The organism is Salinivibrio sp. EAGSL (assembly GCF_013366455.1).
Classification (GTDB): Bacteria; Pseudomonadota; Gammaproteobacteria; order Enterobacterales; family Vibrionaceae; genus Salinivibrio; species Salinivibrio costicola.
Map to the genome: position 1 here is coordinate 15,594 of NZ_JABWMG010000004.1, position 13,469 is coordinate 29,062.

Annotated in this window: 10 protein-coding genes; 2 read left to right on the forward strand and 8 right to left on the reverse strand. The window is 50.8% G+C overall.

Annotated features, from left to right (window positions below):
• Window positions 1-118: 118 nt before the first annotated feature.
• The 4 genes from yqiA to nudF all read right to left on the reverse strand — a co-directional run bounded on the left by yqiA (window position 119) and on the right by nudF (window position 2,678).
• Window positions 119-697, reverse strand: coding sequence for an esterase YqiA (gene yqiA / locus HLG76_RS03375; protein ID WP_077576462.1), 579 nt, complete (start codon window positions 695-697; stop codon window positions 119-121).
• 5 nt (window positions 698-702) lie between these two features.
• A complete protein-coding gene (gene cpdA, locus HLG76_RS03380) occupies window positions 703-1,488 on the reverse strand; it encodes a 3',5'-cyclic-AMP phosphodiesterase (protein WP_368656341.1) in 786 nt (261 codons plus the stop codon).
• Window positions 1,489-1,549: 61 nt separating this feature from the next.
• Complete coding sequence (locus HLG76_RS03385) at window positions 1,550-1,996, reverse strand: DUF1249 family protein (protein WP_021023397.1); 447 nt, start codon at window positions 1,994-1,996, stop codon at window positions 1,550-1,552.
• A gap of 55 nt (window positions 1,997-2,051) precedes the next feature.
• Window positions 2,052-2,678, reverse strand: coding sequence for an ADP-ribose diphosphatase (nudF, locus tag HLG76_RS03390; RefSeq protein ID WP_077660487.1), 627 nt, complete (start codon window positions 2,676-2,678; stop codon window positions 2,052-2,054).
• A 231-nt stretch (window positions 2,679-2,909) separates the two neighbouring features.
• On the opposite strand from nudF, the gene tolC reads away from it, so the two are divergent.
• Entirely contained in the window at window positions 2,910-4,220 is a 1,311-nt protein-coding gene (gene tolC, locus HLG76_RS03395; protein WP_077459931.1) for an outer membrane channel protein TolC, read from the forward strand.
• A 147-nt stretch (window positions 4,221-4,367) separates the two neighbouring features.
• Here tolC and hldE read toward each other — a convergent pair whose 3' ends face one another.
• Window positions 4,368-5,795 (reverse strand): bifunctional D-glycero-beta-D-manno-heptose-7-phosphate kinase/D-glycero-beta-D-manno-heptose 1-phosphate adenylyltransferase HldE, encoded by a 1,428-nt coding sequence (gene hldE / locus HLG76_RS03400; RefSeq protein ID WP_077459932.1) that lies wholly within the window; start codon window positions 5,793-5,795, stop codon window positions 4,368-4,370.
• 197 nt (window positions 5,796-5,992) lie between these two features.
• On the opposite strand from hldE, the gene lpxL reads away from it, so the two are divergent.
• The gene (gene lpxL / locus HLG76_RS03405) at window positions 5,993-6,913 is read left to right on the forward strand and encodes an LpxL/LpxP family Kdo(2)-lipid IV(A) lauroyl/palmitoleoyl acyltransferase (protein ID WP_175993054.1); all 921 of its coding nucleotides are present in this window, start codon (window positions 5,993-5,995) and stop codon (window positions 6,911-6,913) included.
• A gap of 22 nt (window positions 6,914-6,935) precedes the next feature.
• On the opposite strand, the gene glnE is transcribed toward lpxL, so the two are convergent.
• The 3 genes from glnE to HLG76_RS03420 all read right to left on the reverse strand — a co-directional run bounded on the left by glnE (window position 6,936) and on the right by HLG76_RS03420 (window position 13,389).
• On the reverse strand, window positions 6,936-9,794 hold the full coding sequence (glnE, locus tag HLG76_RS03410; RefSeq protein WP_175993055.1) for a bifunctional [glutamate--ammonia ligase]-adenylyl-L-tyrosine phosphorylase/[glutamate--ammonia-ligase] adenylyltransferase: 2,859 nt from the start codon (window positions 9,792-9,794) through the stop codon (window positions 6,936-6,938).
• A 97-nt stretch (window positions 9,795-9,891) separates the two neighbouring features.
• A complete protein-coding gene (locus HLG76_RS03415) occupies window positions 9,892-11,493 on the reverse strand; it encodes a methyl-accepting chemotaxis protein (RefSeq protein WP_077660492.1) in 1,602 nt (533 codons plus the stop codon).
• A 372-nt stretch (window positions 11,494-11,865) separates the two neighbouring features.
• A complete protein-coding gene (locus HLG76_RS03420; RefSeq protein ID WP_077676685.1) occupies window positions 11,866-13,389 on the reverse strand; it encodes an inorganic triphosphatase in 1,524 nt (507 codons plus the stop codon).
• Window positions 13,390-13,469 lie beyond the last annotated feature (80 nt).

Consider the following 13,469-nt stretch of genomic DNA (forward strand, 5'->3'; position numbering starts at 1 on the left):
GCCATCCGAGTCATAGTTGGCTTAAGTATCCGCTTAGCAGAGCGCTTTGGCAGATAAACATGGGTGGACAAGGCATTGGTCAAAGCATGAGTGGACAAGCATTGGCGTGGTAAGCAGATTAGACGCCGAGAAATTGCAGTATCTCCTCGCAATAGCGTTCAAAGCCAATAAAACTATGATCGCCATGAGGCTCAACGGTCTGTTTGCTCGCGTTAAATTTCTCCACCGCCTGACGGTAATCTAATACTTCATCACCCATTTGTTGTAATAACCAAAAGCGAGAAGGCTCAGACAGCGTGGGCACATCAAGCTCACGCAGGGCGAGAATATCAGCGGCATCCAAGTGGTAATGTTCTTGGGTATAAGGGTTAACCTGCTCGCCAATATAGTCTTGCAATAACTCATAAGGGCGAACCGCAGGGTTCACCAGTACAGCAGGCAATTGATAACGTTCACTCAACCAAGTGGCGAGGAATCCCCCTAATGAGCTTCCGACCAATCCAAGTTGATGCGTTTCCCTGTAGGCCTCTACCCGTTCAGAAAGTAAATCGATAGTCGGCGCGGGATGGCTAGGGAGTTGCGGGACCAATACATCAATATCAGGCCGGTAACGATGGCAAAACTCACGCATTTGCGTGGCTTTTAATGAGTGTGGCGAGCTATTAAAGCCATGTAAGTAAAGTAACGCAGATGCCATGTTGATTAATACCCGCTCGAGTCAAAGTCAGGACGGAAGTAACGTCCGGTGACACGTTCAACTTGCGTGTCAATGTGTCCGTCAGGATAAAGCGTCAGCCAGCGCCAACCCGGGTTTTGGTTATCGAGGGCAAAATCATGCGAATCGGGCATAAACTGGATACAGGTTGAAGGCGCTGCCATCACACGCGCGCCTTGATGACGAATATCTAACGCCTGATGAATATGGCCACACACCACCACTTTCGCTTGAGGATGGCGAGCCATAATCTGCCAAAACGCCTCTCGATTGACCAGTTTATGCTGATCAAGCCAAGTGCTTCCTGCCTCCAAAGGATGGTGATGCAATAGCACGAGCGCGTGTCGCTCTGGATAAGCACTTAAATCCGCATCTAAGCGTTTGAGTTGATCGTGAGATAATTCACCGTGCGGCACACCCGCGACCTGGCTGTCGAGCAAGATCATTTGCCAGTGCTCCCCTAATAAGACCTGCGAACGGGCCATCAAGGTGTTCGAGTGCAGCACCGCGCGCATTTCAGGCTGAAAGTCATGGTTGCCTGGCAGCCAAAAGCAAGGCTGATTCCAGCGTTGAATCCCGTCGACAAAACGGCGATATGACAATGCAGAGTGATCTTGCGATAAATCGCCCGTGGCAATAATGGCATCAAAAGGCTTCGATGTCGCACTGATTGCCTCTAACACGGCGTGATAGCTTTGAAGTGTGTTAATACCCAGCAAACTGCCCTGCTCATCGGCGAACAGGTGCGTGTCGGTAATTTGCAAGAGACGAATGCAATCGCCGTGGGCGTTATCTATCTGACAAGGCTGCAACGTTGAAAGTACCTTTGCTGGTTTAGTTTAACGATGATTTATACATAGGATTAGACGCGCTAATGCCACGACGCAAACAATGGCCGAGCCAATCCGATAAAAATGCATTCACTTGATGCTTTTCATCGCGCTGATGCATGCGCGGATTTGGGTAATCATAACGTGGTTTCAAGCGCGAAATCTGCTGCGTGGTACACACTTCCGCCACGCGTGCATCGTGATACAAGCGTACAGTCAGGTTAGCATGTAAATAAGAAGGAGCATCTCCTGGACTAAGCTGCGCGATATCAAGCAAGGTGGTATAACGCGTCGACTCGCGGACCACCAGCGCATATTCCTGACCATGAATATCGTATCGGCAGACGCGACCTACCTCATCCGGCTGTGGCATCAGACGAACAAGCTTAGCGTAATTAGTTTCATAAAGGCGCATCATCGCCGATAAGTCGACACGATAATTAGTTTTCACGGGTACCTACTTGTTATTCGAGCCTGCGCAATGCGTACACGATCGGTTATCGGTTTTAACGATTATAACTCTGACGCAATCTCGCCGCATTGAGTTCCAACCATTGTAAAGCAATGATCGAGGCTGCATTCTCAATTTCACCATCGACCACTTTTTGATACGCCTGCTCTCGAGAAAAACGATGAACAAGAATGTCTTCATTCTCAGTGTCTAGACCATGAATCCCCTCGGCATCACTCGCATCCACAATGGCAACAAATACATCGAGTTGCTCAGAGCACCCACCGGAGCTGGATAAATAACGGGTGACATGTTCCATTTGCTGCAACAACAATCCAGCTTCTTCTCGCGCTTCACGGTGTGCCACTTGCTCTGGTGATTCATCGCTATCGATCATGCCCGCGACAATTTCTAACTGCCACGGCGTCGCACCCGCTGCCATCGCCCCGACGCGGATTTGCTCAAGCATGACCACCTCATCTCGCCCTGGATCATACGGCAGTACCGCGACGGCGTGTCCACGCTCAAATAGCTCTCGTACCACCGCACCGCTCCAGCCGCCCTCAAATAGACGATGACGAAACTGATAGCGTTGAATAGAAAAGAAGCCTTGATAAAGTGGTGAGATATCTTCAATCACGATATCGTCGCGACCAAATTGTCCGGGCGGATGGTCTGACATGCTAGCTCCTTATGATAGGCTGTCGCGGCGCAGTCTTATCACTGGCCCTGATTCACTGCAAACTTTAAACTTAACTTTTTTGATAAAAGTTACAACTATTTTTAAGTCCCATTTACAAATTGGATAGTTTACACTCAATGTCCTCAGAAATTGTCAGTTTCACGCAAGCATAATTGCGTTAAGCTAGTAACTGTATATTTATCGAATAGCACAGATTCAGGGATTCTATCTATGAAAAAATTGCTCCCTCTGGCGTTAGGTTTGGCACTCGGCAGCGTAAGCAATGCAGCCTTTGCCGATGATCTCGCCCAAATTTACCAACAAGCGAAGCAAAGCGATCCCACTCTTAATCAAGCGGCCGCTGAACGTGACGCGGCGTTTTCCGCCGTGGATGCTACCCGCGGCACCTTGCTGCCTCAAATTGCACTTAACGCCAGTTACGCGATCCAACGCAATGACAGCGACGATAAAAGTGATAACGATGTCACTTCCGCCGATATCAGCCTAAGCCAACAAGTATTTAAGCGTGATAGCTGGGTGAATCTAGATATTAGCGAAATGCAAGCGCGTCAACTGGATGCCGCCTATGCTGCCCAGCAACAAGGGTTGATGCTGCGCGTGGCGCAAGCGTATTTTGATGTCCTACGTGCGATGGACAAGCTTGAGTTTATTCAAGCAGAAAAAGCGGCGGTGGGCCGTCAGCTTGAGCAAACCAAGCAACGTTTTGAAGTTGGCTTGTCGGCGATTACCGATGTGCACGACGCTCAAGCGCAGTATGACGCTGTGCTCGCCGATGAGATCTTGGCAGAAAACGCCCTCACCAACAGCTATGAAGGCTTACGTGAGATCACCGGCCAAGCGCCGAGAGACTTACGCGTGCTCGATAAAGCGCGTTTTAGTGCCAGCAACCCGCAACAGCAACCCGCTGCTTTGGTGAAGACCGCAGAAGAGAAAAATCTGCAACTGCTGGCTAACCGCATTGCGCGTGACACCGCCAAAGAGCAGATTAAGCTCGCCAAAACCGGTCATCTGCCTACGTTGACGTTTAGCGCCAAATACGGGATGACGGATGTTGATAACCAACACACGCCAGGCTCTGTTGATTCTAACGAGGGGACGGCTGCGCTCAACTTTAGCTTACCGCTCTTCACCGGTGGCAGCACCTCTGCCAATGTTGAAAAAGCACAACATGAATATGTGGCCGCCTCGCAGGGGTTAGAGTCCACTTACCGGAGCACAGTGAAAGATGTGCGTGCGTTCTATAACGACATTAATGCTTCGATTGGCGCGCTGCGTGCTTATGAACAAACGGTGATTTCAGCTCGCTCTGCATTAGAAGCGACAGAAGCCGGCTTTGAAGTGGGCACCCGTACCATTGTCGATGTGTTAGACGCGACACGCCGTTTGTATGACGCCAACCGTAATCTATCAAACGCACGTTACGATTACATTTTAAGTCATTTGCGTTTACACCAAGCGGTCGGCACCTTGACCGAGCAAGACTTACTTGATATCAACCAAGGGCTGGTGAAACAAGACTAGTCCATGCGTTGAATAAAAAAGGTGCCACATCGGCACCTTTTTTTGATCGCATGATCTTTTTATCGCACTATCTTTTTATCGCATTATCCCAGCTGGCTCGTCTGGCCGTTGCGCTGGTCGCTGACCTTATTCAAAACGGGGACAAGGTTATTGCCCGCGACGAATCGATTCAATGATCTCAGTCGTTGAGCATCCTTCTTCGAAGTTAAGCACCTTGACCTCACCGCCATTGGCAAGCACCGCTTCAGCTCCGGCTATTTCACTGACCTGATAGTCGCCGCCTTTCACCAATAAATCCGGTAACACCGCACTAATCAGGCGCGCAGGCGTTTCTTCGCCAAAGGGTACCACCCAATCCACAGCGCCAAGCCCCGCCAAGACTGCCATACGTCGATCGGTGGGATTAACCGGGCGGCCTGGTCCTTTTAAACCTTGTACCGACGCATCAGTATTAACCGCGACAATCAGGCGGTCGCCCAATTTAGCGGCTTCGTTTAAATAGGCAACATGACCGGCGTGCAAAATATCAAAGCAGCCATTGGTCATCACCACTTTCTCACCCCGTCCTTGCGCCACCTTAACCGCGTCGATCAGTTGCGATTCTGTGGTGACCCCAAAGCCGGACTCGTGCGAGCCGTGTATGGCTTCGGTTAACTCAATGGTTGATAGCGTTGAGGTGCCGAGCTTGCCGACTACCACACCGGCAGCAGCATTGGCCAGTGCACATGCGTGTTCGATCGGTTTGCCGGCAGCCAGCGAGGCCGCCAGTACCGAAATAACGGTATCGCCAGCACCGGTGACGTCATAGACCTCTTTGGCCAGCGTCGGCAAGTTAAGTGGGGCGGCATCAGGACGAAGCAGGGTCATACCATGCTCACTACGGGTGACCAACAACGCGCCCAATTCGTAGTGTTTAATCAGCGCTAAGCCTTTTTCTTCCAAGCTTTGATCGTCTGTCACCGTGCCAGCCACGGCTTCAAACTCACTCAGGTTTGGCGTCAGCAGGCTGGCGCCACGATAGCGTTCAAAATCCGTCCCTTTGGGATCCACCAAGGTGGTCACGCCGGCTTGATTCGCGGCTTGGATCAATGATTGCACCTGCGCTAATGCACCTTTGGCATAATCCGATAAGATCATCGCCTGCGCCTTGGGTAAGGCGGCTGTCACTTTTGTCAGCATTGGGGTGAGATCCACGCCCGCAAATCCCTCCTCGAAATCGAGCCGGATCAACTGCTGATTACGGCTCATCACCCGTAACTTGGTGATGGTTGGATGCGAGTCCAGCGCCACAAAGTCACAATTGACGTTTAAAGAATCCAGGGTTTGGGTTAGCGCATCCGCTTGTTCGTCCTTGCCTGTCAAACCAATTAACTGGGTATGTCCTCCTAAAGCAGCGATGTTCATCGCCACGTTGGCAGCCCCACCAGGGCGCTCTTCCGTTTGATTGATTTTGACCACGGGCACGGGCGCCTCTGGTGATATACGTCCGGTGGGACCATACCAATAGCGGTCAAGCATCACATCACCGACAACCAGAACATTGGCTTGGTTATAATCAGGCAGGCTGAGTTTCATCTGGATCTCCGAATACTGTCGTTACCGAGCGATAGTAGCATAGCCAAAAACCAAATGGGGCGCGTACAGGCGTGCGCTGCGCACAATCTCAACATCCATCGGGCAGACAAGCACAGGACAGCCCCTGCAATTTACTCTACAATGTGGCGCATGCCTGACGGCCGGTTTCATTTTTGTTTTCACGAGTCATTGACACTATGAGCGATTTTTCACCGCCAAAATTTCACATTGGATTTCTTCACCCTCGCTATCTTCACACTTGGCTCGGAGTGGGACTCATGTACCTAGCCAGCTGGCTTCCCTATCGCGTTCAGTTTTACGCGGGGCGCGGGCTTGGCCGACTGATGCATACGCTGATGAAACGGCGTGTGAAGATCGCCGATCGTAATCTGGCGTTGTGTTTCCCTGAAATGAGTCCTGCCTCGCGTCAGGCGATGGTGAAAGAGAACTTTGCCAACTCTGGCTTGGCCCTTTTTGAAACCTGTATGGCATGGTTTTGGCCTTCTTGGCGCATCAAAAAACATGTGGTCTATGAAGGCCTAGACCAACTTAAACACCTAGAAAGTCAGGGGCAAGGGGTACTCGTTATCGCTGTGCACTCGATGAACTTAGAACTGGGGGCACGTGCCTTAGGTGAGGTCACTCCTGGCGTGGGTGTGTACCGCCCTAACAATAATCCTGTTTATGATTGGTTCCAGCACCGTGGCCGGACGCAACACAATGGCGCCATCGACAGGAAAGACGTTAAAGCCATGATTCATCATCTCAAGCAAGGCGATAGGATGTGGTATGCACCGGATCATGACTATGGGCGACGCCGTTCTACCTTTGCGCCATTATTCGCCGTTGAGAAAGCCTGTACGACCACAGGGACGAGCTTACTCGCACACGCAGGTCACGCCGCCGTGGTGCCGTTTTCGATTGTGAGAGATCGGCGCGGTGGTCAGTACCGGATAACCATCCATTCTCCGCTGCAGGACTTTCCCAAGGACGCCGATGCGGCTGCCGTTGTCACCAATCGCGCGGTTGAGCAGTTAATCCTACAAGCGCCGGAGCAATATATGTGGTTACACCGACGCTTTAAAACACGCCCTGAGGGCGAGCCATCGCTTTATTGAGCATCGCACGCGGATCGCTGATTTACGACGCCTTTTCTGTCGCTAGCCATTGTTGCCAAGCTTGCATCACGGCATCGCGTTCGTCGAGGAATGCACTGGCTTCGACCTTGCCACTCTCTCCCGCCAAGTGGCTACGATGCAATGCATTGCGCATGCGGGTATACGCCGATTTCAGGCGCTCCGCTTGTGCCATCGTCATCACGCCAAGCTCGCCTGCTTGCTCAAAAATGCGTGCGTTATCGCTGTAACGGGTTAACGCAGGTTGTGTGGCACTGTTGCCGAGCACCAGGTATTGCGCTAAGAACTCGATATCCGTGATCCCACCAGCGTCTTGTTTGATGGAGAAGGTATCGTTTTGCCCTGTCGCTTTATGCTGCCGCATTTTCTCACGCATGCCAGTGACTTGCTCGCGCAGTATGTTCTGATCGCGCGAGGCCGCTAAAATGCGATGCCGCACCTGTGCAAAGCCAGACTCAAGGTCGGGATCGCCGTCGATCATCCGCGCGCGAACTAACGCTTGGTGCTCCCACGTCCAGGCTTCGTTTTGTTGATAATCCGCGTAGGCCTCTAACGTGCTCACCAGCATCCCTGAGGTACCTGATGGGCGAAGGCGCGTGTCGATTTCATACAAAATCCCAGACGGAGTGCGGGTGGAGAAAAGATGCACAATGCGCTGCGCCAAACGCAGATAAAATTGCCGGCCATCAATCACTTTTCGCCCGTCAGTCTCAACATCCGCGGGGCAGTCATGGAGAAAAACCACGTCGAGATCGGAATTGTAACCCAGCTCCCAGCCTCCTAACTTGCCGTAACCAATCACCGCAAAGCCACGTCCCTCTCGCTCGCCTAAGTGTGTCGGTTGGCCATATTTTTCCACCATCTGGTGCCAGGCCTGATTGACCACCGCCTCTACAATCGCCTCGGCCAAGTAAGTCAAATGATCACTGACCCGCATCACCGGTAAGACACCGGCAATATCTGCGGCGGCAATTTTTAATAGTTGCACTTGCTTGAACTGACGTACGGCCTCCATCTGCTGCTCCATGTCCTCAACCGGGATCCGTGCCAGATAATCGCGCAATTCGCTGCGATACGCATCAGGCGCAAGAGGTTGATACAAGTGGGTCAGATCCAGCAGCTCGTCGAGCAACAAGGGATAACGTGCCAGCTTTTCCGCCACCATGGGGCTGGCGGTACAAAGCCGAAGGACTTGATCAATCGCCCCCGGATGTTCATCTAATAACTCTAAATACGTTGTCCGAGTGGCAATATTTAATAATAAATGGGTAATGTGCGGCAGAACCTGTTGAGGCTCAGGCAAGGTTAATAATTTACTTAACAACACCGGCATCAGACGATTGATCACCTCACGGCCACGTGGGCCAACGGTCCGTTTCGCAAGCTCTTGCTTAAACGTTAATAATTGCTCAGCAGTATTGGCCTCCGGCACATCCAACCCTGTGAGGATCAATTTAGCGTTGTCGACATCGCGCGCCATCGCCCATAGATCGTGATACTCACTATCAACATCCATGTCGTTATCTTGTTCATCTTCGCCAATTAAGCCAGAGAAAACCTGATTGACCGCCTGCATGTGCCGCGCGATCTCCGCGTGTAAACTCGCCCAATCTTTGCTCCCCATGGCGAAGGAGAGACGATCCCGATCAAGCGCGTTATCGGGCAAGGTCTGCGTTTGTTTGTCATCAATGGCCTGCAATAAGTTCTCGACCCGACGCAAATAGCAGTAGGCCGCTTTTAACTGACTGACTTCAGCGGCTGGCAGTAACGCCAGTTCTTCTATCGCATCCAAGGTTTCCAGTAAGCCACGCTGACGCAAGCTGGGCTCTCGCCCCCCACGAATTAATTGGAAAGATTGTGCAATAAATTCAATTTCTCGAATGCCACCCGCACCCAGTTTAATATTATCCGTCAGTCCACGCCGACGTACTTCTCGTTGAATTAACTGCTTCATCCGCCTTAAAGCTTGTATCGCGCTAAAATCGATATAGCGTCGAAAGACAAAAGGACGCAGCATTTGTCTAAGCGTTTGATAACAGTCGTATTGCTCTTTGCCCATCACCCGTGCTTTGACCATGGCGTAACGCTCCCAATCACGCCCTTGTTCTTGGTAGTAATCTTCCAAGGCAGAAAAGCTCATCACCAAAGGCCCACTGTCGCCAAATGGGCGCAATCGCATATCAACGCGATAGCAAAAACCATCGACGGTAGGCTGATCGAGCGCTTTTATCAGCCTTTGACCCAGTCGCGTAAAGAATTGGGCGTTGGCGATACTGCGCCTTGCTCCCTGAGTATCTCCATTTTCGGGATAGGTAAAAATCAAATCGATATCGGAAGAAAAATTGAGCTCACCGCCTCCCAATTTCCCCATCCCGAGTATCAACATAGGCTGAGGGTCGCCATCTGGGCTCATTGGCGTGCCCCAATCATGGCAACAACGCTGATATAACCAGTGATAAGCACTGAGGATCTGCGCCTCAGCCAAGGCCGATAAATGCTGTAAACTCGCCTCTACTGGCCACTGCTGATGAATATCGCGCCAAGCAATCCACACAAGTTCACGTTGCCGACACAGACGTAGTTGACGATGGAATTCATGCTCATCATTCACCGTCTCAAGCGCTGCCGTCAGTTCTGGCTGATAGCAGGCCTCGCGTGATACATCGCGGTGATGTTGATGAAGCCATTGCAACAATCCGTCAGTGTGCGTGAGCGCAGAGGCAATAAAATCGCTGCATACCAATGCCTTTTCCAGCTGGTCGCGGGCGGGTCCTTGCCATTGGTCAAGTGCTTGGGGGGCGAATTCAGCCAATTGTGTCCAATGTTGATTCAGGTTGGCGGAAAGGGAGTCAGACAGCACCATGAGCATTCCTTTTGATAATTCCTTCATTTGACACTAACAAAAACGGCTCACTAATGCAGTGAGCCGTTATCTTTATCGGGATGTGAAGGGACAACGATTACACTTTAAAGGCATCGATCTTGTCTTTTAGTGACTGAGCACTTTGCTCGACCATTTCAGCCGTTTCATGCAGCTCGCTCGCCACCGTCACTGACGCCTGAACCAAGTCTTTAACATTGGTGAGGTTTTGATTCATTTCACCGGCCACCGAGGCTTGTTGCTCTGCCGACGAGGCAATTTGGAAGTTCATATCATTCAGTGATTGGATTTGAGTAACAATTTGCTCTAACTCGCCACCCGCCTGACTCACCGAGTCTACCCCGGCACTCGCCTCCGTCACACTGCGATCCATCAGTCCCACCGCTTTTTGTGCACTTTGCTGCAGTTGGGTGATCATATCTTGAATTTCAACCGTCGCTTCTTGGGTATGTTGTGCCAGCTTACGCACTTCATCCGCCACAACCGCAAAGCCGCGTCCTGTATCCCCCGCCCGGGCAGCTTCAATCGCGGCGTTAAGCGCCAATAGATTGGTTTGCTCTGAGATGCCTTGAATGGTCACCACCACAGTACCAATTTTCTCCACTTGCGCGTCGACCTGACCGACGACTTGTGATGACTCACTAATGTCATTTGACAGCGCATTGATGGTATTAATGGTGGTGCTAACATGCGCTTGGCCACTGCTGGCTTGCTGACTGGAGCTTTCAGTCGCTTTAGCTGCTTCTCGGGTATGCTCTGCGACCGTTTGCACGGTGGCGCTCATTTCACTCATGGCTGACGCCAGTTGATCCATTTCATCGAACTGCTCTTTCGACGATTCTTTGGTTTCCGACATGCTGATGGTCATGATCTCGGCCAGAGACGACAGATCGTCTGACGCTTGTCGCTGCGCTTGAATCACGTCGACCAATTGCCGACGAGACGTTTCCAGCTCGCGCGCAAGATCGCCAAACTCGTCTTGGCTATTCATTTCAATCGGCTCACTCAAATCGCGATTCGCCAACGCACGAATCCTATCGGTCAGGTAGTTGATTTGGCGCAGCATGATGTTAGATCCACCCAGCAAGATCACCATAAAAGACACAATCATTACCGCAGTCTGCCACGCCACTTTGATGATATAATCTTGGTAATACGCTTGCGCTTCAGATGTGGGTTGCGAGGCCACTAACCACCAGTCGCTGTTGCCTACAGGCACGGCATACCCATGTCGCCCGCCATCATAGACGGTGTAACTGAACGGCTGTGACTGATTGATAAAAAGCTCAGTAATATCAGCGCCTGAGGTGTCATCCGGCACACGCAATTGATCAAATTGTCTCATGGAGGGGTGCGCCCAAATCTGACGCGTCTCGCCATTGACTAAAAATAAATACGCGCCTTCACTGAACTCATTGTTCATGGTGTCGACCGTCTCTCGCATCAGACGCTCTCCGTCCGGTTGCTCGATTAATGTGCCAGTCATTGCGGCACTGGAACGGGCAAGTTCTTGGGTCTGGCTTAAGGTGAAATCAATGACGGATTGGCGAAATGTATTGGCGTCCCACATCTGCTTACCGACCAAAATAATGGTACTAAATACCATAAGAATCACGAGTTTTGGAATCAAGCGCAGATTGGTAACGGGTTTTTCCCACGCATAGAAGGTATGTTTAGCCATAATCCTGAAAGCTCCATGACCGCTATCAAGCCAACTGAGTGACCCAAAAAAACGGGCGATTATTGATACTAGGTGATGTTATATCGACAAACACCACGCAGGCTGAATCCTTGTTTACCGTATTTGTGAAATTTAACCACAAACATTGCCCATAATGATAACTTAGTCAAATTATCATGTGACGCGTAAACCGTTTATAACGCAAAAACCACCAACATAGATTGATCTTGACTGGGTTTTTACCGAGTCAACGTCGAGACCAAAGGCGCCATGGCGATGCATACAGAAACATCTTATTTGCATAATCGATTCGGCTAAAAAAAGCAGCCATCTGGCTGCTTCTACTTATTCTCTTACACTTTTTAGCGTCGCTTATTCTTGCCAATAAGGCGTGAGGCGTAAGCCTGTTTGGCGGCTTTGCGTCATCGCATGAAAAAGTGATTCTTCTTTTCTCGCTAACCACTTTTCCGCTTGTTGCTTATCGTCGTCATCGTCAATCGCTGCAACTAAATCGCGTACTGGCTCAAGTAGCCGAAGTTCCTCTATACCTTGCAGTAAATCCAGCCAAGGCAGTCGAAACGCTTTACGGCGACTTTTATCAAAGAGTGACGCCAAGCAGGTCCCTAACACCAAGTTGCGTTGCAGACGTGGATACTGATCAAAATACTCATGCCTTGTCAGTGTCTTACTCTCGTCAAAGGCATCAAGGAGCTCATGCCAAGATTCAGGTAATGCCTTATCGGCCAGGGTTTGAATCGGTAGCGCCAATTTATCCGCTGCTTTTTCATCTAAAAACGGCTGCCAACCTTTAGAGAGAATCCAACGACTTAAATCAAGCAACAGATTGCAGTAGCGAGAGGTATGAAGTAACGCCACGATATCCTCGCGCTCCGGCAACTGAGTTTGCTCAGCTTTCAGCGTTTTGACCATCATTTTTCGGGCATTGAGTTTGCGCAGGTATTGGCCCTTATCTTCACACAAGCGTGCATTCGCCCACGCATCATCCAGCCAAGCGAGTTCGCCATCAAACCATTGCAACTCTTGACGCAATAATGTGCTCGCTCGTCTCGGCAACACGCTGCCGAATAGAACGAAGGCTTGGCGGATCAGTAATACCGCGTAGCGAATTTCCTGCAGCGCATCAAGCGACTCTCGCTCTATGTAGATTTGTTCGTGGTAATGCCAGTGGCTGAGCGCGTGCTCAAGAATTCGAATGAGCGCTTTCTCTTGCGTATCGTCGGCGCTCAGTTTGACGATAGACAGCGCTTTGACCGGATCGCCTTGATAGCCAGTGGCTAAGCGGTAGCCTCGCGCGGCTTTACTCAAATTTCCCAGTCGCAGTCCTCCCTCATCGGCAAGGTTGCGCGCCAATGAAAATAAGGCATCGGTTTGACCCGAAATAAGCTCTAACTCGACCTCAGAAATCACATCTTTATCACCGGCTTCGGTGGAGACTTCACCCTGATCGCTGGCTAACTCTATTTGACTCCCGTCGTCAGTGGCTAAGAGCCACTGTTGGCGGACAAAGTCGGTGGAAAAGAGCGGCTGAATCGACTGACTCAGTGCATCAATATTGACACTATCAGGCCATGCATCGACCGGGATCAAAGAAAGGTCGGGCTCAGGTCCATTAAGCTCAGCGTTGTATTCTGGGCGCTGATGCAGCCCAGCTACCACCCGGCCAGCGGTTTTGAGCGTTTGAATATAAACACCATCAAAACAACGCACACGCAAACCGATATCGTGTTCGCGTAGGGTAAAATCTGGCGTATCGAAGTAGATGTTGCCCAGCTCACGCTGGCTTTGCTGTAGCTGCTTTACACTGACAATCTTATCGCGGATGCGATGAGGAAAGTCAGAAGAGACAAAAAATTTGAGCTCTATCTCAGTGTCCATACGGGTACCTATAGCCAATTGCCTGACAAGGATATGAACAATTGATCTTGTCGGCAAGGACTATAACCACCAGTCTTGAT